The organism is Shewanella sp. SW32 (assembly GCF_025653365.1).
Taxonomy (GTDB): domain Bacteria; phylum Pseudomonadota; class Gammaproteobacteria; order Enterobacterales; family Shewanellaceae; genus Shewanella; species Shewanella oncorhynchi.
The window spans coordinates 146,110-167,565 of record NZ_JAKKSJ010000005.1; the positions used below are offsets into that span (position 1 = coordinate 146,110).

Consider the following 21,456-nt stretch of genomic DNA (forward strand, 5'->3'; position numbering starts at 1 on the left):
TGTTTTAGATGAGCACTTAAACTTAATGTGAGTGCTCAGATGTGAAGGCCGTAATGCGAGAGTTGCGATTAAACGTTCGATCCTAAAACACGCTATGAATAGAAACGAAGGCACCTAAGGTGCCTTTTTTATAGCCTTTTATCGCGTTAGATCAGTCAGTAGTGAGTGATAGTCGGTAATCGCGGGGAAATCGTGAAAGACTTTGATTGGTTTTTTACTGTCAGGGTTAGCAATTCCTAATTGATGACCCACACCGGCAAGTTTTGCGGCCTTGAGTATGGGTTCGCTATCGTCGATAAAGAGACAGCGACTTGGTTCAAGGTTGAATTGCTTAAACAAGGTCAGCCAAAATTGTGGGTGTTCCTTAGGGTAACCTGTCTCGTGGCTAGAAATCATGTCATCGAGCCCTGCTGCCAGCTCGGTATGTTCAAGCTTTAGGGCAAGACTCTTGGGATGCGCATTGGTCACTAAGATGCGCCGTTTACCTGCAGAGGCCAAGGCCGCTAAAAATGGCATGCTGTCTTGGCGCAGTTGAATGCGATCCACTAAAGTGCGGTGCAAGCCCATAATGTCGAGCTGCAGTTGCTCCTGCCAATAATCGAGACAGTACCAATCGAGCGTGCCTACGACTTTCTCATAGGCGTTCACAACTAATTGCTGCGCTTCGTTGTGGCTCACACCTTGCTGTCGACTCAATTCCTGCGGTACTAAATTCAGCCAAAAATGATTGTCGAAGTGCAAATCCAATAGGGTGCCATCCATATCGAGCAGAACCGTATCGATAGTCTTCCAGTTAAACATGGGTATTTCCTATTTTTGCAAAACTGAATCACGCTTAGCATTGATTGTTGCACTGCGTAATACTCAGTGATGACGATGATTCGAGTCACTTGTATGCTCAAATCTTTGTGCTAGTCTTGGATGATTAATTATTTTTAGTCTGAAAATTAAGCGGTTGGATATGGATATCTGTTCTTTTGCCCTATTAGCTCAAGTTTCAAACTCCCTTAGTTTACAGCAAGAGTTGAATGCTTTGCTGCAACAAGACTGGTTACCCCATGTAAATCAGCGTGATTATATGGGGGGTTGGGATGTTCTCGTCTTACGCTGTGCTGCAGAGTATCGCGGTGCTCATCCTATCTTGCAAGCCTTCTCAATTTCTACTGGTCAGCACTGGCAAGATTTGCCTCAACTCGAATCGAGCCCTGCGTTATGCCATTTTCTGCAATCTTTAGCCTGCCCAGTGAAATCCGTGCGTTTGATGCGCTTACATGCGGGGGCAGAAATCAAACCCCATAGAGATCAAGGACTCTGCCTAGAACAAGGCGAGGCAAGATTACATTTGCCACTGCAAACGAATGAGCAACTCAACTTTTACGTGGACGATAAACGTGTACCCATGCAGGCCGGAGAGCTCTGGTATATCAATGCCGACCAAGTCCATTGGGTTGAAAATAAAGGGCAGGATGCGCGGATCAATTTAGTGATTGATTGCGAGGTCAATACTTGGTTAAGGGAGTTAATCGATGCTGCAAAGATCAGCGCTTGAATTAGGGCATAGTTTGGATATAGCTGTATTAACTCAGTTTGCTAATGCGCTACTGCTGTCAACCTCAGCAGGGGAGTCTAAACGGCTCATTGATCCCATGCTGAAGCAGTTGTGCCAAATAGCGGCAGTGGAGTTACACCCCGAGTCTTTTTTGGATACTGAGGCGAGCCATACGCCTTTTGGTAAGGCGGTGTCACTCACTACCGCGGCGCAGTGTGCCGAAGATCCCGAGCGGGGCCGAGTCTTTATACAAGGTATTTATCAAGCAATACAAGATCGTCTAAAGGCTCATCCCGGGCAGATTGTGAACATCTTATATGCGGGGACTGGGCCTTTTGCTTGGTTATTATTACCTCTGCTGCCGTTATTTTCTGCGAGTCAAATTCAAGTGACCTTGCTCGACATTCATCAAGCCTCGTTAGATAAAGTTACCAAGCTTATTGAACACTTTGATTTAGCTGATCGTATGGTGGAGAGTGTCTGTGCGGATGCCACGCTTTGGCAGCCAAATACAGTCGTAAAGTTTGATGTGATTCTTTCCGAAACCATGAAGCACTTGTTGCAACAGGAGCCGCAAGTGCAAATTTTTACCCATTTACAGGCGTATCTTGCCGATGATGGTGTGCTCATCCCGCAAAATATTGAGTTAGACGCTTGGCTTGAGTGTCGTACTGTGCAGGATTTTGTGGAGACGCATTATTTAGGGCCGTTATTCGCGCTCAACCTACAAACAGCACGCTTGCTTGCCAGTGGAGACCGCAGTTTCTTGGCTGGTACATTACTATTACCCGATTTCAGCCCGAGTGCAGTAACGCTTAAGTTTACTACCAGCATTCAAGTTTATGGTGAATCGAAGTTGAGCGAAAACCAATCTCAACTCACGTTACCTCGATATCGACGCGAGCATTGGCTTAAGCCACTCTCATGCCTTGCTTTTCGATATGAGCAGGGTACTCATCCCGATTTTGTGTTTGATGTTATAGAGCAAAAACCTGTGCTTGTGTCGAGTGACGATCTGAGCTGCTTAGGCATTTATCATTTGCAGCGGCTTTGGCAAAAGATACAGCTACGCAAACGGGGAGTGCCATTCACTGAACTGGCTAATGAATGGCACTTAGATAAAACCTTGCTGGATCTTTGTGGAATAGGGCTAGAGCCGGGTTTAAGAGCTTTATATCAAAACGATCATCAGTCAGCTTTTGTCGCTTACATTCAGCAAATCGCCAAGCTGACAGCCGCGGATATTGCTGGGATTAATCAGCAATTAGGCGCTATTTTCCATGGATTAACACCATCGGTCACAGTACCAGAAGTCGAAGACTTCAATTCAGCGGAGGTTGAAGACTCAAATCCAGCGGCAGTCCTCAGCGAGTCACAACTCAATTTTTGGCAAAGTGAAGGCTACTTAGTGATCCCGCAAGTACTCACGGCAGAGCAATGCGCCGCAACTCGAGATTTTATTTGGCAGCAGTTAGGAGCCAATGAACAAGATCCCACCACTTGGTATCAACCTCATGAGTTTATGCAGAAAATAATGCTGCAACTGTTTCGCCATCCGCAACTAGATGCGAATCGACAAGTCCCCAAAATCCGTCAAGTGTTTGAACAATTGTGGCAGCGAACTGATTTAGTAATGACAACCGATAGAGTCAGCTTTAATCCACCTGAAACGCCAACTTGGCATTTCCCCGGTCCTGATATGCACTGGGATATGCCGCTACAGCTCCCCGTTAAGTTTGCGACGCAAGGGTTAATTTATTTAACCGACACTGGCGAGGAACAAGGCGCATTCTGTTGTGTCCCCGGATTTCATCTCAAGATAGAGGAGTGGCTTCTCGAACAGAGCAAGCCTGATATTGAGCTTCAGCAACAGGATTGGCATCGCTGGCAAGTAAAACCTATAGCGGCTAAAGCAGGCGATTTAATCATTTGGCACCATGCCTTGCCCCACGGCGCCAGTCCTAATCGTGGGACGTTACCGCGTATGGTGCAATACATTAACTTTTACCCTATGGCTTCCTAATGGTTGATTTTAAAGAACAACAGCAACGCTATTGGTTGTTAGTTCATAATCCAGCCGCCCTGAGGGAGCTTGGCAAGGTTATGACTCTCACCAACTTTTGCCAATATTTGCGGCTTTTTTGGTACTTACCAGACTGTGGCGATGATACGTTACTGGCCATCTTGCATACTGGTAATCGACAAAGGATAGAGCCGGATTATTCACTCTTCTGCCAGTTTTGGGCGCCAGCAGACTATGACCCTAAACGCAGAGTATTAGAGTGGATGTCCGCCGCAGAAAAACCGATTCATCCTTTCTACTCGGAGCATATTTCTGCCGTGCGGGGTCAGTTATTGTCCGCCTTGATCAAACCCCAAACTGCTCTGTTACCTGCGCCAAATCTTTCTGGGCTAGTAGAACAAGTGCAGCCTGCCGGATTTATATTTCACCTCTCTCGCTGTGGATCTACCTTAGTGTCGCGCAGTTTTGCGGGGTTATCTAAATGCAGGGCGTTATCTGAATCGCCTTTGCTGACTCAAGTGCTATTGGATAGGAACCTATCAGACACTGAAAGACGCGCAGCTTTAATATTTTGCATTAATACCCAAGGTCAGTTGTTTCATCCTGAACAGCATTTGTTGATTAAATGGAATGCGTGGGATTTGCAGTTTTGGCCATTGATCCTATCACTTTATCCTCAAGTTCCCGTGTTATTGCTACTTAGGGACCCCGTCGAGATCTTAGCCTCACAGCAAAAGTCTGCTGGATATCATATGGTGCGACAACCGTCTCGACCTTTATTCCGTGAATTATCAGTACCAGAGGAGGGGGAGTCGATACTGGATTATCAATGTAAGGTATTGCGCTTGTTATTGGGTTATGGGTTAGAGATGAGTCAGCGTAACCAAGTGATGGTCGTGGATTATCAGGAGTTGTTACCCGCGATAGCGAATAAAATCGCAAACTGGTTTTCGTTGGCTCTCTCTAAAGAAGAGTGCAGCCAAGTCGAACAATGTCAGTTAATACACTCTAAAACAGCCACGCAGCCCTTTGTAGCAGATTCACAATCTAAACAAAGTTTTTTTTCGGCTAAGCAAAAAGAACAGATCCACCGTTATTGTAACTGGTCTAATCTTCACCTTTTTGAAACTAAAGGTTAACATAAATCTTGTATTTTTGTGTGATGTGAACTAGCTTTAGCCAACTATCTATATTAAAAAATATCAGCAAGTTAACGTTTTTATTCTAGGGATGGAAAATGCAACCATGTACTTCCAAGTCGTTAGCCTTTTTTATTCTGCGAACGCATTTCCCTGAGTCACTCTTTAAACCTGTCATTCGATTTGTTGAGTTTTGCCCGTTAACCCCGAGCTGCCACGACGAATTAAAGAACTATAAAGCGCTGTTAGAGTTACTTATTACAGGGAATGTATTTGATGGTAGAAGACATCGTATTACCTAAAGCCTATTCATTGCGTTATGCGTATAAAAATGACGATGCTTTTGTATTTGCACTATTTTGTTCTGCAAGGACGGAATTGTCTCTATTACCGCTTCCCCCACAGCAACGAGAGCTGTTAGTGCAACAACAATACCGCTTACAGCAAGCGAGTTACGCTGCCCAATACCCTCAAGCGGTGACTCTAATCATTGAATATCAATCAATTTCTATTGGCAAAATCATACTTAATCCCTCTGCTAACGGTGTCCATATCGTCGATTTTGTCATCGCACCGCAATTTCGTGGCTATGGTTATGGTTCAGTCATTTTGGACTCGGTAAAAGCCTATGCCCAAGCAAAAGAGGCGAGTGTGAGTCTGAGTGTTGATCGACAAAATATGCGTGCGAAACAGTTATATCTTCGCTTGGGTTTCTTACCTTTTGAAATATCACCTACCCAAGAGTGGCTATCGTGGCCATCACCATAGGTAGTGTTGTTTGAGGGAAGAGGAAAGCGTGTGTAATCAAACAGATGATGTATAGATAGGTTTATTTTTATTAAGGAGTCATGGATGTCTGATTTTTTTCTCGGAGAAATTAAGCTTCTCCCATACAACTGGGCACCTAAGTATTGGACTTTGTGTGCAGGGCAATTATTGCCAATCAACACCAACCAAGCGCTTTTTTCACTCTTGGGTACGACCTACGGTGGCGACGGTATCAATACTTTTGCGTTGCCGGATTTACGTGGTCGCGTACCAGTTCACCCTAATGTTAGTGCAGGTTTGCCTCAGGGCAGTAAGGCGGGTGTTGAAAATGTAACCCTAGTACCTAACAACCTGCCAGTACACAATCACCTTGTGATGGCCAGTTCTACGGCGGGCGATACCACGTTGCTTGCAGGCAATAATATTGCCGCCGCCAAAAATGCAGCAGGTGAGGTCAATTTGTATGGGTCCGCTGCAAGTTTACAAGCGTTGGACCCTGCAACTGTATCCAGTACCGGCGGCAATCAAGCCCATGAAAATTGTCAGCCTTCACTGGTAATGAATTATTGCATTGCCACTCAAGGCATTTACCCTTCACGTAACTAGAGGAGAATCACTATGGATCCTTATATCGGTGATATCCGTCTTTTTGCGGGTAGTTTTGCACCTAGAGGTTGGATGTTGTGCGCTGGTCAGCTATTAAGTATTAGCGAGCAAAGCACTCTTTTCGCAATTATCGGAACTACTTATGGTGGTGATGGGGTAACAACATTTCAATTGCCGGATTTGCGCGGTCGCCTTCCAGTTGGGCAGGGTAATGGCCTTGGTCTGACTCCCCGTGTTATTGGCCAGCAGTTTGGTGTTGAATCCGTTACCTTATTAACGCCGCAAATACCTTCACACAGCCATAGTTTGTCGGCGAGTACTGCAAGTCCCTCCACATCACCTAGCCCTATGGGTAATGTCTTTGCCCATAGTAATACCGATAATATTTATGCTCCTTTGCCATCTAGCGGTGCCGATCCCCAAGTTATGAATGCACTCAGTGTGCAAGCCTCAGGGGGAACACAACCACACAATAACATCATGCCTACTACAGCGATAAATTACATCATATGTATTGAAGGCATTTTCCCATCGCGTAATTAAGGAGCGAAATTATGGATCCATTTATAGGTGAAATCCGTTTGTTGCCATTCAGCTTCGCTCCCCACAATTGGGCGCTGTGTAATGGCCAAATATTGTCAATCGCAAGTAATACCGCGTTGTTTTCAATTATCGGAATTACTTATGGTGGCAATGGTACAACCACATTCCAATTGCCTAATTTGCAGGGGCAGACCGTAGTTGGTGTAGGTCAGGGCCCCGGGCTGAGAACCTGGGATTGGGGCGAACAGTTTGGTGAAAATGGGGTGACGCTGATCTCCACTGAAATGCCAGCACACAACCACACGCTGACCGGTTTGAATAATCAGGGGACTTTGCCTTCTCCGGCAGCGAATACCTATCTTGCGAAGGATGGACGTGGTGGTGGCATAGTCAACTATATGCAGGCAGCACCAGGTACATTAAATACCACTATGGCACCACAGACTTTAGGTCTAAATGGTGGTGGTCTACCCCATGAAAACCGTCAGCCATTTATCGCATTGAATTATTGTATTGCCCTTTATGGTGTATTTCCGGCACGCAATTAATTGATGAATGATCCCGGCATGTTTGTCGGGAAGTTTTTAATAAATATTTTTAATTAGTAAGTCACATTAATGCCAAACAAATTACATTTTATTTCAGGTTTACCGCGTGCTGGCTCGACGCTGCTCGCAGGTATACTTCGGCAAAATCCACGCTTTCATGCGGCTATCAGTAGCCCTGTAGCGGGGCTTGTGAATGGTGCCCTCGAACAAATGGGGGCTGGTAGTGAGTCCTATTCATTTTTCGATGAACATAAACGTAAGGTCATTTGTCGGGCATTAATTGATGCTTATTATCAAGATAAAAATCATCCAGTTATTTTCGACACAAACCGTCACTGGACTGCCCGTCTACATCAATTGGTAGAGTTGGTTGATGATTTTAAAGTGATTTGTTGTGTGCGCAATCCGGCTTGGATTATGGATAGTTTTGAAGTGATTTACCGTAAAAACCCATTTGATTACAGCCGTATGTTCAATGCGGCCTCGCGTCAGACGGTTTATAGCCGTTGCGAGTCATTAATCAATGCTGGTGGTGCGGTTGGAAGTGCATGGACCGCACTCAAGGAAGCCTATTACGGCGAGTTTTCTGATCGCTTGCTATTAGTGGATTATGATCTGCTTACCCAGCATCCGGCACGCACGCTGGAGTTAATCTATTGTTTTATTGGCGAACCGCAATTCGAACACGATTTTAATAATGTCGACTATGCTGAAAATGAGTTTGACCACAATCTTGGGGTCAAAGGTTTGCATAGCGTTAAGCGGAAAGTGGAATACAAAAGTAGGCGCAGTATTTTACCGCCTGACTTATTTATGAAGTATCAAGAAATGGACTTCTGGCTAGATAGTACTGGCACTGCAGCCAATATTATTGCAAGTAAAAAACCTGTAGCACCTAACGCAAAAAATGAAGGGAATCACTTATCATGAGACACGCACTGCTTCGTGGGCTTTCCTCGCTGTTATTACCATTCGGACTCTATGGTGCTGGTGCTATTGCAGCGCCGAGTTATCAGCGATCCTATTTGAGTTCATCGATAAGTGCATCGACCGATCTATTATTGCGTTCAGACACCTCTTTACCACAGGATCTAATTGATTTATCTGGCGATCAACTGGATATCCAGAGTGCACATCCGGTGCGTGAGCTGGTGATTGTTGATGGTGCAGTGGCTGAAGCTGATAAATCGGTATTGCGTCGCGCCCTTAAACCTAGTGTTCAATTGGTAGAGTTAGATTCTTCTATCGCTGGATTACCGCAATTAATTAATGTACTTGATGGTCACAAAAATCTCGCAGCTATTCATGTGGTTTCCCACGCACAAGCTGGTGTGATACTGCTAGGCAATTCACGTATTACCCCAGAGACAATCCAGCAAGAAGTGCAGGCATTTGCTGCGCTAAAAGGCGCGGTGCGTGAAGGTGGTGATTTATTATTTTATGGTTGTGATTTGGCCGCGAATGAAAGCGGTGAAGCGCTGCTGGATATCATTAGCAATAACACGGGTTTGGATGTTGCCGCCTCCAATAATTTAACCGGTAATGCCGAGTTGCAGGGCGACTGGGATTTAGAAGTTACCCGCGGAAATATTGAATCTACTGTGGTGTTTTCTGAAAAAGCATTAAGGGATTTTTCAGAGGTGTTAGCGCCAATTGTAGATGGCACTTATGATTTTGCAGGTTGGAGTGGACAGGGAACTGCACAGCTCAGCACAACCCATTTCAGATTAACAGCTAAGGGGGGGGATGGAGTCACTCAAAATCTAGGTAATGGCCTTGGCAATTTTGCTTACATGCATGGTGGTGCGACTAGCACTAACCATTATTTTTATTTGCGCGCCGATGGTACCAATACTACTGCATTTGAGTTAACGGGATTAACGGGAGGCGAGTACGCTGGCTACTCTAGTGAATTTACTAATCTGCGTATTGTCGGTTACTTGCAGAGTGGCGGAACGGTTACGTCATCTGTTGTTAACGGAGTCCCAGGTGCTCAAAACTTCGCCTTTGGTGCTGGGCAGTTAGGATCTTTTTCTGGCGTTAAGCTAAAAGGGTTCAAATTATTTTTTGATTGTGCAAGTGCTTGTACTTTGCCAAATGATGGGCCGGAGAACTTTGAGTTTCGTAGCTTCACAGTCGCGAATGCAATAGATACTCCTCCTCTACCTACAGTAAGTGATGCCCGTATCAGTATCTCCGGCGCGTCAGGTACGAGCGGGGCATATAAAATTGGCGATATAGTTACCGCAACTTGGAATAATACTGCAAGTGGCGATAATAATTCTGGTGTTACCGGTGTAACGGTTGATTTTTCACAATTCGGCGGTGGTGCTGCTGTTGTTGCAAGCAATAGCAGTAATACCTGGACTGCAAGCTACACAATCACCGCAGGTGCCATCGATAATACGGCGCGCAATGTGAGTGTCACTGCTACGAATGCAGGTGGCAGCGATACTACAGCGGATAGCACCAATGCTACCGTCGATAGCATCGCGCCTACTGTGACAGATGGACGCATCAGTATTTCCGGCGCAACTGGAACCAGCGGTGCCTACAAAATTGGCGATACGGTTACGGCGACCTGGAACAACACGGCTGGTGGTGATAACAATACCGATACGATTAGTTCAGCTACCGTCAACTTCACACAATTTGGTGGTGGTGCTGCAGTGGCCGCAACCAATAGTTCGGGAACCTGGACTGCAACCTACACCATAGTCGCTGGTGCGATTGATAACACCAACCGCAATATCTCCTTCAGTGCAACCGATAACGCCGGCAATGCCACAACCGCAGCAGATACTACTGGTGCGACGATTGATAATATTGCTCCGACCCTGAGCGGTATTGCGCTCAGCGGTACTCCTGCTTCAACTGATTCGAGCATGGCATTTGTTGCCAGTTTCAGTGAGTCAGTAAGCAACATATCAACCGATGACTTTACCTTGGCGACAACTTCAGGAACCGCTACGGGAAATATTGCCAGCGTGTCGGCAGCGTCGGGTACCAGCGTTAATATCAATATCAACGGCATTAGTGGCAACGGCGTCTTCAAGTTGAATTTAAATGGTTCAACCAATATTGCTGACGACGCAGGTAATGCGGGTATTGCGGCTTATAGCAGTGGTGCAACCCACACAGTTGCTATTCCAACTGCGCCTGCTGCACCAACCATAGGCACAGCCACCGCAGGCGATGGCCAAGCATCAGTAACCTTTAGTGCCCCCGGCAATAATGGCGGTTCAGCAATTACTACTTACACCGCTACGGCTAACCCCGGTGGTGCATTTGGCACCTGTGCTGGGCCCGCAGCTTGTACTGCTACAGTTACTGGTCTTAGCAATGGCTCGGCTTACACTTTTACCGTTACCGCGACTAATGGCATAGGCACCAGTACGGCCTCCGGTGCTTCCAACTCAGTAACTCCCAAAGGTGCTCAAACCATCACCTTCGGTAATCCTGGAGCGCAAAACTTTGGTACCACACCAACGCTCAGTGCGACAGCAACATCCAGCTTGACCCCAACCTTCAGTTCATCCACTACCGGTGTTTGTACCATCACCAGCGGCGGCGCCCTGACCTTTGTGACGGCGGGTTCTTGTACTATCGATGCAGATCAGGCAGGCAATACGGCTTGGAATGCGGCCACTACGGTTACCCAAACTTTCACCGTGAATGCGATAGTTCCTGATGCACCAACCATAGGCACTGCCACTGTAGGTGATACTGAAGCAACGGTGACATTTACTGCACCAGCCAGTACGGGTGGGGCTGCGATTATTGCCAGCGGTTACACCGTCACCGCTAATCCAGGTGGTGCAACCGGTACGGGTTCAAGTTCGCCAATTACAGTAACTGGGCTGATGAACGGAGTGGCCTATACTTTTACGGTAACCGCGACCAACTCAGCAGGGACGGGTGCAGCATCGGCAGCTTCCAACTCGATCATTCCGGCATCACCACAGACGATTACCTTTGCTAATCCAGGAACACGGAACTTTGGTACTTCGCCAACGCTGACCGCAAGCTCATCGGCAGGTGGTGGTTATGTTGTCACTTTCACCTCATCTACCACCAGTGTTTGTACTATTACCAGTGGCGGTGTGTTGACCTTTATAACGACAGGAACCTGTACGGTCAATGCGGATCAGGCGGGCGATTTGTCTTTCCTGGCTGCACCGCAGGTGAGCCAGTCTTTCAGCGTTAGCCCCGTAGTTCCCGGCGCACCAACCATAGGGACTGCAATCGCCGGTGATACCCAGGCCAGTGTTGCATTTGTTGCCCCAGTGAATATTGGTGGCTCGGCGATTACCGGTTATACCGTGACGGTAAACCCGGCGGATGTCGTTCCAGTACACGGTGGTTCATCTCCGATTGTGGTGACTGGTTTAACCAATGGCCAAGCGTACACCTTTACTGTAACTGCCGATAATGTGGCGGGTACTGGCTCTGCATCGGGCGCATCCAACTCGATTACTCCGGCTGCCATTCAGACCATCACTTTTGCGAATCCTGGAGCGCAAAACTTTGGTACTACGCCAACATTAACGGCTACAGCTGATTCAGGCTTAACACCTGTCTTTACTTCATTCACTACGGGCGTTTGTACTATTACCTCCGGTGGTGCACTGACCTTTGTGACGGCAGGTAGCTGTACTATTAATGCAGATCAAGCAGGTAATAGTAGCTATTTACCTGCTACACAGGTGAGCAGAACCTTTGCGGTAAATGCTGTCGTGGCTGGAGCGCCAACCATAGGAGCCGCAATCGCTGGGGATAGCCAAGCGGTTGTTAGCTTCACTGCTCCGATATTTAATGGCGGTTCATCAATTACGGCTTATACAGTGACATCTAGCCCCGGTGGTTTTACGGGTTCGGGAGCAGGATCTCCAATTACAGTTACAGGGCTTTCAAATGGTACGGCCTATACATTTAGTGTTACTGCGGCGAATACTGTGGGAAGTGGTAATGCTTCAAGTGCGAGTAACTCTGTGACGCCAAATGGTGCACCGACTATTAATGGTTCGCCGATATTAATCGTGAATCAGGATGCTTCGTACCAGTTTACGCCGACAGCGTCTGACTCTGTGGGAGATACACTTAGCTTTAGTATTAGTAATAAACCTACGTGGGCAACGTTTAATACCGCGACAGGCATGTTGTCTGGTATTCCATTAAATCAAGATGTTGGTGTGACTAACGGAATTGTTATCAGCGTTTCTGATGGCACTTTATCCGCGAGTCTACCAGCGTTTAATTTAACTGTGACGAACGTCAACGATGCACCGACGATTAGTTCTATGGCTATGACTGCAGCGACCCAAGATGCAGCGTATAGCTACATCTTTACTGCTGCGGATACTGATGTGGGCGATGTACTTACGTTAAGCGCGATAACTAAGCCTAGCTGGCTAAGCTTTAACGTCGCGACTGGTGTATTAAGCGGCACGCCTACTAATGCTGATGTGGGTTCTCACCCTGTGACGCTGAGGGTGACAGACACTGATGGCTTAACGGCTGACCAATCCTTCATGGTTATTGTGACCAACGTCAACGATGCACCTGTGATTAGCTCTCCAGCCATCACTACAGCAACTCAAGATATAGCTTACAGTTACACAGTGATAGCTACAGACTTAGATGTGGGTGCAGTGTTAACCCTCAGTGTAGTGACCAAACCGAGCTGGTTGAGTTTCAACTCGGTGACGGGTTTACTCAGTGGTACGCCGAGCAATGCGGATGTGGGCAGTCATGCTGTGTTACTGCGAGTGACGGACGCTGACGGATTAACAGCAGATCAATCGTTTAGTATTACAGTCACTAATAGCAACGACGCACCTACCATCACTTCAACAGCAACTACGGCCGCTGTGCAAGAGGCTGTTTACAGCTATACCTTTGCCGCTACAGATGTCGATGTGGACGACGTACTGACATTGAGTGCGGTGACGATACCAAGCTGGTTGAGTTTCAACGCGGCGACGGGTTTACTCAGCGGCACGCCTGGCAATGCTGATGTGGGCAGTCACCCGGTCACCTTACGAGTGACGGACACGGATGGCTTAACCGCTGACCAGTCCTTCAGCATAACCGTCACCAACGTTAACGATGCGCCTGTTGCGACGAGTGCAAGTGTGACCTTAGAGGAAGATAGCTCTGTGATGATCACGCTTACTGGGGAGGATGCAGATAGTGATCCTCTTACCTATGAAGTGGTGAGCCAATCTGAATCGGGCACTTTGGAGCAGCATGGAACTGTGTGGTTATACACACCGGAGAAAGATTTCAACGGTGCAGATCAGATAAGCTTTATTGCTAAGGATGCTGAACTGAGTTCTGAGCCTGCGACTATCACCATGAATGTCACGCCAGTGAATGATGACCCACAAGCTGTAGATGATAATTACACTCTAGCCAGCACCGCGGATGATAAATACACACTACCTGCGCTAGAGAATGATGTTGATGTGGACGGTGATACTTTGACTATCGATGGCGCGGCAGCAGACATAGGTAGTGTGCAGATTACTGCTGATGGACTCATATTTACTGCCCCTGCAGCTTATGTTGGTCCGGTCGCACTTCGTTATACCATTAGTGATGGTCAGAAAGGGCGCGCAAGTGCAAAAGTCAACTTACTGCTAGAAGGTGGGGAGGCTGACAATTTACCTGTTATTACTGTACCTAGTGATGTTGAGGTTAATGCAACAGGCTTGTTCACTCGGGTGGATCTAGGGTTTGCTAAGGCCGTCGATCGTAATGGTCATCCACTGCCCGTTTCTTTGGTCGATAAGCGTTTATTCTTTGCCCCTGGTAGTTATCTTGCTTACTGGCAAGCCGTAGATCGTGATGGCAACAAAGCGACTAAGGCTCAGAAAGTAAAAGTGCATCCATTAATTTCCTTGAGTAAAGATCAAGTCGTGGGTGAGGGTAATGAGGTTGTTGTTAGTATTCACTTAAACGGTGTAGCGCCTGAGTATCCAATATCAGTTCCTTATACGGTTGCAGGTTCCGCGGACAGCAATGATCATGACTTAGTCGATGCGGTAGTGGAGATTACTTCAGGTACATTGGCCCATATTCACTTTAGAACCATAGAGGATGGGGAAGTTGAGGCTGAAGAAGAGGTATTGATCAGCCTAGATCCAAGTTTGAATTTAGGCAGTAAGAAGCAAACACAAGTGTCGATCACTGAGGCTAACATTGCCCCGAGTGTGACTCTTGAGGTGACTCAAGCGGGTGAACGTCAGTTGATCGTGGCACAAAATGGTGGCGAGGTTCATATTCATGCGCAGATTAGCGATGCCAACATGAACGATACTTTGACATCTGTATGGTCGAGTGGCTCGCTGAACTTGCAGTCCGATGATGCGGGGATGTTCTTCTTGCCGACAGAGGTCTTACCGGGCATTTATCCTGTGAGCCTGACTGTGACGGATAGCGGCTTACCCGCGCTGTCTACCACGGAGAAAGTTTATATTGTTGTGCGCCCATCTTTGCCACCTCTGACGGGGACTGATACCGACGGTGATTTGATCCCTGATAACCAAGAGGGATTTACCGATACAGACCGCGATGGCATTCCAGATTACTTGGATGCAATCAATGATTGTAACGTGATGCCTGAAGGTGAGCTGCAGCCTGTGTACTTCTTGGCAGAGGGGCAAGCGGGCGTGTGCTTACGCTTAGGTAATATTGCACTGATGCAAGAGCAAAGTGGTATTCAACTATTACCTAATCTGGTTCCTGAAGACAGTATCGCGGCTAATGTGGGGGGGATTTTTGACTTCATTGCGACAGGACTACCGCAACAAGGGCAGAGTTACAGTCTGGTGATACCACAACGTTCGCCCGTTCCTGCCAATGCAGTATATCGTAAGTATCAAGCCCAAAATGGTTGGAAGGATTTTGTGATTAATGCGCGCAATAGTGTTGCCAGTAGTGAAGGCGAGCGTGGTTTCTGCCCTCCTCCTGGAGATAATCGTTGGACTTCTGGATTAACTGAAGGCCATTGGTGTGTGCAGTTAACCATAGAAGATGGTGGGCCCAACGATGACGATGGCGTCGCTAACCGAACCATTGTCGACCCAAGTGGCGTGTCAGTGATACTCAATGGTAACCATTTACCTGTGGCGAACCCAGATACGGCATCTTTACCTTGGAATCAAAGTCTCGATGTCGATGTGCTCGCCAATGATACGGATAGCGATGGTGATGCCTTGAGGGTAACACAAGTCACCAGCGAGTTCGGAACCGTAGTTATCTTGGCTAATCAGCAGTTAAGTTACACGCCAGCAACCGATTTTATCGGTACAGATGTGCTGGTGTATAGCATTACCGATGGTAAAGGTGGTACTGCGAGTAGTGAGTTGACTGTGATTGTTAATGGCAATACGGCACCTACGACAGTGAACGATAGTGCTGCCATAGATGACAGAACGAGCTTGTTACTCGATGTGTTGAGTAATGACAATGATCCCGATGGCAACGTTTTAACCTTAGTCAGCGCAACCGCGCAGCAAGGAACGGTTTCTGTTGAATCTAATAAGCTACGTTATATCCCTAAAACTGGATTTGATGGAGTCGATACTGTGAGTTATCAGATTAGTGATGGATTGGGCGGCGAAGCAACTGGGCAAGCGTTAATCACAGTTAAGGCATACCAAGATGTGGTGATAGATAACAAGTCGGGTGGAGGCAGTATGTCCTTATGGGCATTAGGTTTGATTCTTACAATGGGATTAATTCGCCGTAAGGAATTACATAAATTAGTCTTGGGCGCTGTGTTGCTCGCAGGCTCCGTTAATCAAGCAAATGCGGCTGATAACTGGTATGTCGAGGGATTTGTCGGGCAAGCTCAGGTTGATAGCAGCAGGCGAGATCTACAGCCACAAGCGGGGACAGGCTTTGTAACATCGGTTGATGATAAAGATACTGCTTTGGGTGTGAGTATCGGTTATCAATGGACTCCCTTTGTTGCCATCGAATTTGGCTATGCCGACTTTGGTAATGGGACTGCGAGGATTGAGGGCGCAAGTCTCACCCCTGAGCAATATCATGAGCAGGTCAAAGCCGTGACGCCAGTATTGGCCGATGGTGTCATGCTGGGATTACGTTTCACTTTACTCCAACATGAAGCTTGGCGGTTTGAATTACCCATCGGGTTGTTTAGGTGGCAAGCGGATATCAGTAGCACTATGGGCAATAGCCGTTTAACTACAGAGCTTGATGGTACAGATTGGTATGCGGGCGTGCGTTTTAGCTATCAATTTAGTGAGTCATGGTCTGTAGGTTTGGGATCTCAATATGTGGACATCGAGCCTAATGATTTCCTCAGTTACCAGCTCAATCTACGATATCAATTTTAAGCGTTAGCATATCAAAAGGGGCATTCGCCCCTTTTTACTATCCAATAAAAACATCATATTTGAGAATATTTTGAAGGTGTTCACTTAAGGCTGGGCTGGGTTTGTGATGCATATCGCAAAGGATTTGTGGCTTACCATTAGGAGCATGTAATAAATTCAGGTTGTAGATTAAAGACAGGATAGTAAGATTGTCACTTACCTTATTTAATTTATCGCTTTTTTATCCAGAGGCAGTTATGTCGCAACGGCAGAATAAGCCGGAAATATTGCATACCGAAGTTGTCGCGAGAAGCCGATTATTTCAAATTGAGCAAGTGCATCTTAAGTTCTCCAATGGTGTAGAGCGCCAATATGAACGCATGAAAGGCGGTAGTCGTGGCGCTGTGATGATAGTGCCTATTCATCAAGGGAAAATGCTACTGGCACGCGAATATGCTGCAGGAACTGATAATTACGAACTCGGTTTCCCAAAAGGTTTGATCGATCCCGGTGAGACAGCAATAGAAGCTGCTAATCGTGAATTACAGGAAGAAATTGGCTTTGGATCGAATAAGCTCACTTTACTGAAAGAACTCAGCCTAGCTCCGGGTTATTTCTCTAGTAAGATGCAAATTTTTCTTGCAGAAGATCTGTATGATAGTCGCCTTGAAGGTGATGAGCCTGAGCCAATTGATGTGGTGCCTTGGTCGCTCGCCGATTGGGAAGCCTTGCTCGATGATGTCGATTTTTCTGAATCCCGTAGTGTGAGCGCGTTGTTTTTGGCGCAAAAATATTTACATAAATAATCTTTTTCCTTTTAAGCGTTCAGAGTTTGCACGCTTGCAAAACATTCGCTCAGCAGGCGATTGGAGTTGTTATGAAGCCAGAAGAGTTGATCGACGAAGTTATTGCGATTGCGACCGATGCAGGGATAACTATCCGTGACATTTATCTCAAAGGTAATTTTGAGCGAGAAATGAAGTCTGACAATACCCCTGTCACTTCCGCAGATTTAGCGGCTAACAAGATCATTTGTGACCGATTAACCGCCTTAACGCCTGATATTCCTGTGTTATCTGAAGAAGCCGCTGACATTCCGTTGAGTGTGCGTGAATCTTGGAAGCGCTATTGGTTGGTGGATCCGCTCGATGGTACGGGGGAGTTTATCGCCGGCAGTGGTGATTTTTCAGTCATTATTGCGCTGGTGGAACACAATCGTCCCGTGATGGGCGTAGTTTATGTGCCTATGACGCAAGTGTGTTATTACGCTATTGCTGGTTTAGGGGCGTACAAGCGCACGGATAAACAAGAAGTGCGTATTAGCAGTCGCCAAATTGAGCACCGTGAAAAGGTATCCCTAAGATTAGCCGTAAGTCGCCGTCAGGACCCTCAATCTGTGTTGACCCTATTCAACCATCCCAAACACTGCGAGTTAGTCGTGATGGGGGGCGCAGCGTTAAAGAGTTGTCTTGTCGCCGAAGGTCGTGCTGATTGTTATGTACGAGTCGGACCAACGGGTGAGTGGGACACGGGAGCTGCGCAAATTATCGTCGAGGAAGCGGGTGGACAGCTGATGGATACTGAGCTGCAACCGTTAACCTACAATGAGCGCGAGAGCTTAGAAAACCCTAACTTCATCGTAGTTGGCGCACCCAACTTAGAGTGGGATAAGATTTTAATAGGTGAATGATTTTCAAATGCAGTCTATACGTCCGGTATTAAAGTCAGAGTTATTCGCAGTTTATCAGCTCGAACAGGCCATTTTTGGTGAGCATAGCTATCCCGATTTTTTCTTCCGTCAGGGATTTGATTGTTGGCCAGAGCAATTTTTAGTGGCCGTGGATGCAGATAATCAGCTACAAGGCTATTTGCTCAGTGCCCAGAGTAGCGATCCTAACTGCATGTGGATATTATCTGTCGCAGTGAGTGAAAATGCTCGCGGGAAGGGATTTGGCAAACGTTTGATGCAACAATGTTTAGCCGAGTTGCCCGTGTCAGTTGAGCGGGTGTGTTTAACCGTTGATCCGAGTAACCCTGCCCATGGCTTATATCAGCATTTAGGTTTCATTGATTCAACTTTTGAAGCCGATTATTTTGGCGATGGCGCAGATAGGGTTGTGATGACTTATCGCAGGCCTTAAATCGCGCGCTTATCTTTGAACCAAAGATTATCCTCAAATAAAAATCACCTTTGAATTAAGAATGATTTTTAAATCAAAATAATGGACGGTGTGCTGACTGAGTGTGCCGTTTTTTATGCTCTTTTAGGTGATGTCATCCCACGGATCCAGTTCGGCTTGCTGAGGGAATCTAATTCGAGTGCCTATCTTTATCCATCATCTTCAATAGTATCCTTCATTATTTACCCTCTTCTGTACGTAAAACAAACTTATTTTGAACGTTGTTTTTTATTTTAACTGCTGTTAGTCTCTTGCTATTCAACAGGGGATGAGACCTATGGCCAGACGAAAAGAACACAGCCATGATGAAATTCGCGCGATGGCAATACAAGCGGCAACTGAGTTACTGATAGATCAAGGTGCCATAGGGCTCAGCTTACGCAAAGTGGCCAGCCAAATTGGTTATGTCCCTAGTACCTTGATCAATATTTTCGGCAGCTACAACTATTTATTACTGGCAGTTTCTGAGTCAACGCTTAGGACTTTGCACGACCGATTGACGGGTGTTCGTGCGGCCGACAGTTTAGGTAAAATTATTGCAATGGCTTGGGAGTATAGTCAATTCGCCCATGAGCAGCGCCAAGCTTTTAAGCTGGTTTTTGAGCTGCAATTACTCGATTCTGAACCCTTGCCCGAATCGCAAGGGCAATTGATTGCGGGGTTATTTACTCTGATTGAGCGTGAATTGGCGCAACTATTTCCCGAGGTTACGCCGGTGCAGCATCTCAGTATGAGCCGGATATTATGGGGGGGAATTCATGGGCTGACCTCTCTGTCACTCGATAATAAGCTCTTCGCTGAGTCATTATCACTGCGGGATTTACTCAAGAGTCACGTACAAGCTTATTTACAAGGAATGGGTTACCAGAAGGAACTATCATGCTGCTAACAAAACGTTTTTTACCCTATTTTGCGACTCAGTGCTTAGGCGCATTGAATGACAACATCTATAAAAATGTGTTGCTGTTATTAGTGACCTTTAGCCAAGTGAAAGACCTACCCATAAGCGTCGATATGTTTGTGAACTTGGCGGCTGGGGTGTTCATTTTGCCATTTTTCCTCTTTTCGGCCCATGCGGGTGTGGTCGCCGATAATATGGATAAGGCTAAACTCATTCGCCGATTGAAACTACTCGAAGTCATCATCATGTTTAGCGCCGCGATTGCGATTCTGAGCGAGAGCTACATGATGATGTTATTACTATTATTTTTAACGGGTAGTCAGTCTGCATACTTCGGTCCGGTTAAATATTCCTTGTTACCCCAAGCGTTGAAAGAGGACGAGTTAGTCACAGGCAACGCTTGGGTTGAAATGGGCACTTTTCTCTCTATTCTGGTGGGCACTTTGAGTGCGGGGATCTTGGTTTCTAATGAAAACGGTACGCTTTGGTCGGCGATTACTGTTGCTGTATTAGCCTTTGCAGGATATTTATCGAGCCGAGCGATTCCTGCATTACCCCCGCAGGGCGTCATTGAAAAAATACGTTTCAGGCCGTTATCGGGCACTTGGCGTAGCATCAAAAAAGCCCGTCAAACGCCTTCAATCTGGATGGCTATCCTCGCTATCAGTTGGTTTTGGTTTTTAGGTGCGACCTATCTGACTCAGTTTCCTAACTTTGCTAAGCTGCATTTGCATTCTGGTGCGACTGTGGTGTCATTATTATTAGGCATGTTTTCCATCGGGATTGCTGTTGGCTCCTTCGTTTGTGAACGTTTCTCCTACGGCCATGTGGAGCTCGGTTTACTGCCATTTGGGGTATTGGGATTAACTATTTTTGGTGTCGATTTGCTTTGGGCTATTCCACCTGCGCCAGTGGATGCTGGTTTTGTCTATGGATTAAAGGCCTTTATTGGCGAGTCGCAACATTATCGGGTGATGCTGGATTTCTTTATGATCGGCGTTAGCGGCGGTTTGTTTATCGTCCCCCTTTATGCGTTTATTCAATCTCGTTCGCCTAAGGGTGAATGTGCTCAGGCGATTGCCGCCAATAACATTATGAACTCATTGTTTATGGTGGTTTCGGCACTGTTATCTATGCTGTTGCTGGGCGTTGCAGGTTGGACTATTCCACAGTTATTTCTGCTACTCGCCGTGATGAATGCTGTAGTCGCGCTCTATGTTTATTCACAAGTACCAGAATTTACACAACGATTTATCAGTTACTTACTCAGTCATGTCATGTATCGAGTGACAGTCACAGGCCGAGAGAAAATTCCAAAAGAAGGGGCTGGCATCATAGTCTGTAACCATGTGAGTTATGTGGATGCATTGATTATTATGGGAGCGTCGACACGGCCAATCCGCTTTGTGATGGATAAATCCATCAGCGAAATTCCTCTGTTGAAGTATTTGTTCCGCCATGCAGGTGTGATCCCTATCTGTTCGCCTAAGCAAAGTGAAGAGACCTATAATCGTGCCTTCGAGGCGATTCATGAAGCGCTCGCCAATGACGAGTTGGTATGTATTTTCCCTGAGGGTCGACTCACACCTGACGGTGAACTTGGCGATTTTCGTCCCGGAATTGATAAGATTTTGGCCAGAGATCCTGTGCCAGTCATTCCTATGGCATTGCACGGATTATGGGGATCTTACTTTAGCCACAAGGGCGGACATGCCTTAGCTAAAATGCCCAAGCGTTTTTGGTCAAGGGTGTCGGTGGATTTAACGGATGCCGTCGATGGTAAGCTTGCGAATAAGGAATCTTTGAGAGTCCAAGTGGCTTGCCTGCTGGGCAAGTTTTAAATTCGTTAAGG

15 protein-coding genes are annotated in these 21,456 nt (G+C 46.6%); 14 read left to right on the top strand and 1 reads right to left on the bottom strand.

Translation table 11 applies throughout. The features are described from left to right. Positions 1–138: 138 nt before the first annotated feature. On the bottom strand, positions 139–801 hold the full coding sequence (yrfG, locus tag L5M28_RS04400; RefSeq protein WP_105251004.1) for a GMP/IMP nucleotidase: 663 nt from the start codon (positions 799–801) through the stop codon (positions 139–141). A gap of 160 nt (positions 802–961) precedes the next feature. Here yrfG and L5M28_RS04405 point away from each other — a divergent pair, with 160 nt between their 5' ends. The 14 genes from L5M28_RS04405 to L5M28_RS04470 all read left to right on the top strand — a co-directional run bounded on the left by L5M28_RS04405 (position 962) and on the right by L5M28_RS04470 (position 21,445). Further along, a complete protein-coding gene (locus L5M28_RS04405) occupies positions 962–1,549 on the top strand; it encodes an aspartyl/asparaginyl beta-hydroxylase domain-containing protein (RefSeq protein ID WP_263202613.1) in 588 nt (195 codons plus the stop codon). Beyond that, positions 1,527–3,572: a phytanoyl-CoA dioxygenase family protein gene (locus L5M28_RS04410; protein ID WP_263202615.1), complete on the top strand. Its 2,046-nt coding sequence runs from the start codon at positions 1,527–1,529 to the stop codon at positions 3,570–3,572. The genes L5M28_RS04405 and L5M28_RS04410 overlap by 23 nt, the downstream gene beginning before the upstream one ends. Then, positions 3,572–4,711, top strand: a complete 1,140-nt coding sequence (locus L5M28_RS04415; protein ID WP_263175860.1) for a sulfotransferase family protein — start codon at positions 3,572–3,574, stop codon at positions 4,709–4,711. The genes L5M28_RS04410 and L5M28_RS04415 overlap by 1 nt, the downstream gene beginning before the upstream one ends. Positions 4,712–4,987: 276 nt before the next feature. After that, positions 4,988–5,479, top strand: a complete 492-nt coding sequence (locus L5M28_RS04420) for a GNAT family N-acetyltransferase (protein ID WP_181800906.1) — start codon at positions 4,988–4,990, stop codon at positions 5,477–5,479. An 84-nt stretch (positions 5,480–5,563) separates the two neighbouring features. Then, positions 5,564–6,085 carry a phage tail protein gene (locus tag L5M28_RS04425; protein ID WP_131525226.1) on the top strand — a complete coding sequence of 174 codons (522 nt, stop codon included), beginning with the start codon at positions 5,564–5,566 and terminating at the stop codon, positions 6,083–6,085. A 12-nt stretch (positions 6,086–6,097) separates the two neighbouring features. Then, the gene (locus tag L5M28_RS04430) at positions 6,098–6,628 is read left to right on the top strand and encodes a phage tail protein (protein WP_263175858.1); all 531 of its coding nucleotides are present in this window, start codon (positions 6,098–6,100) and stop codon (positions 6,626–6,628) included. 11 nt (positions 6,629–6,639) lie between these two features. After that, on the top strand, positions 6,640–7,176 hold the full coding sequence (locus L5M28_RS04435; protein WP_113941567.1) for a phage tail protein: 537 nt from the start codon (positions 6,640–6,642) through the stop codon (positions 7,174–7,176). A gap of 69 nt (positions 7,177–7,245) precedes the next feature. Further along, positions 7,246–8,106, top strand: coding sequence for a sulfotransferase family protein (locus tag L5M28_RS04440; RefSeq protein WP_263202617.1), 861 nt, complete (start codon positions 7,246–7,248; stop codon positions 8,104–8,106). Then, positions 8,103–16,544 (top strand): Ig-like domain-containing protein, encoded by an 8,442-nt coding sequence (locus tag L5M28_RS04445; RefSeq protein WP_263202619.1) that lies wholly within the window; start codon positions 8,103–8,105, stop codon positions 16,542–16,544. The genes L5M28_RS04440 and L5M28_RS04445 overlap by 4 nt, the downstream gene beginning before the upstream one ends. A gap of 236 nt (positions 16,545–16,780) precedes the next feature. Next, a complete protein-coding gene (gene nudE / locus L5M28_RS04450) occupies positions 16,781–17,329 on the top strand; it encodes an ADP compounds hydrolase NudE (protein WP_263197487.1) in 549 nt (182 codons plus the stop codon). Positions 17,330–17,400: 71 nt separating this feature from the next. Then, the gene (gene cysQ, locus L5M28_RS04455; protein ID WP_011848162.1) at positions 17,401–18,213 is read left to right on the top strand and encodes a 3'(2'),5'-bisphosphate nucleotidase CysQ; all 813 of its coding nucleotides are present in this window, start codon (positions 17,401–17,403) and stop codon (positions 18,211–18,213) included. A 7-nt stretch (positions 18,214–18,220) separates the two neighbouring features. After that, positions 18,221–18,664: a GNAT family N-acetyltransferase gene (locus tag L5M28_RS04460; RefSeq protein ID WP_263170315.1), complete on the top strand. Its 444-nt coding sequence runs from the start codon at positions 18,221–18,223 to the stop codon at positions 18,662–18,664. A 316-nt stretch (positions 18,665–18,980) separates the two neighbouring features. Continuing rightward, positions 18,981–19,592: a TetR/AcrR family transcriptional regulator gene (locus L5M28_RS04465; protein WP_263202620.1), complete on the top strand. Its 612-nt coding sequence runs from the start codon at positions 18,981–18,983 to the stop codon at positions 19,590–19,592. Beyond that, positions 19,583–21,445: an MFS transporter gene (locus L5M28_RS04470; RefSeq protein ID WP_263197488.1), complete on the top strand. Its 1,863-nt coding sequence runs from the start codon at positions 19,583–19,585 to the stop codon at positions 21,443–21,445. Before L5M28_RS04465 ends, L5M28_RS04470 begins: the two co-directional genes overlap by 10 nt. Positions 21,446–21,456: the final 11 nt, after the last annotated feature.

Excerpts from the sequence above, each read along its gene's own strand:
- yrfG (WP_105251004.1), bottom strand. The coding sequence starts at position 801 with ATGTTTAACTGGAAGACTATCGATACGGTTCTGCTCGATATGGATGGC.
- L5M28_RS04405 (WP_263202613.1), top strand. The coding sequence starts at position 962 with ATGGATATCTGTTCTTTTGCCCTATTAGCTCAAGTTTCAAACTCCCTT.
- L5M28_RS04410 (WP_263202615.1), top strand. The coding sequence starts at position 1,527 with ATGCTGCAAAGATCAGCGCTTGAATTAGGGCATAGTTTGGATATAGCT.
- L5M28_RS04415 (WP_263175860.1), top strand. The coding sequence starts at position 3,572 with ATGGTTGATTTTAAAGAACAACAGCAACGCTATTGGTTGTTAGTTCAT.
- L5M28_RS04420 (WP_181800906.1), top strand. The coding sequence starts at position 4,988 with ATGGTAGAAGACATCGTATTACCTAAAGCCTATTCATTGCGTTATGCG.
- L5M28_RS04425 (WP_131525226.1), top strand. The coding sequence starts at position 5,564 with ATGTCTGATTTTTTTCTCGGAGAAATTAAGCTTCTCCCATACAACTGG.
- L5M28_RS04430 (WP_263175858.1), top strand. The coding sequence starts at position 6,098 with ATGGATCCTTATATCGGTGATATCCGTCTTTTTGCGGGTAGTTTTGCA.
- L5M28_RS04435 (WP_113941567.1), top strand. The coding sequence starts at position 6,640 with ATGGATCCATTTATAGGTGAAATCCGTTTGTTGCCATTCAGCTTCGCT.
- L5M28_RS04440 (WP_263202617.1), top strand. The coding sequence starts at position 7,246 with ATGCCAAACAAATTACATTTTATTTCAGGTTTACCGCGTGCTGGCTCG.
- L5M28_RS04445 (WP_263202619.1), top strand. The coding sequence starts at position 8,103 with ATGAGACACGCACTGCTTCGTGGGCTTTCCTCGCTGTTATTACCATTC.
- nudE (WP_263197487.1), top strand. The coding sequence starts at position 16,781 with ATGTCGCAACGGCAGAATAAGCCGGAAATATTGCATACCGAAGTTGTC.
- cysQ (WP_011848162.1), top strand. The coding sequence starts at position 17,401 with ATGAAGCCAGAAGAGTTGATCGACGAAGTTATTGCGATTGCGACCGAT.
- L5M28_RS04460 (WP_263170315.1), top strand. The coding sequence starts at position 18,221 with ATGCAGTCTATACGTCCGGTATTAAAGTCAGAGTTATTCGCAGTTTAT.
- L5M28_RS04465 (WP_263202620.1), top strand. The coding sequence starts at position 18,981 with ATGGCCAGACGAAAAGAACACAGCCATGATGAAATTCGCGCGATGGCA.
- L5M28_RS04470 (WP_263197488.1), top strand. The coding sequence starts at position 19,583 with ATGCTGCTAACAAAACGTTTTTTACCCTATTTTGCGACTCAGTGCTTA.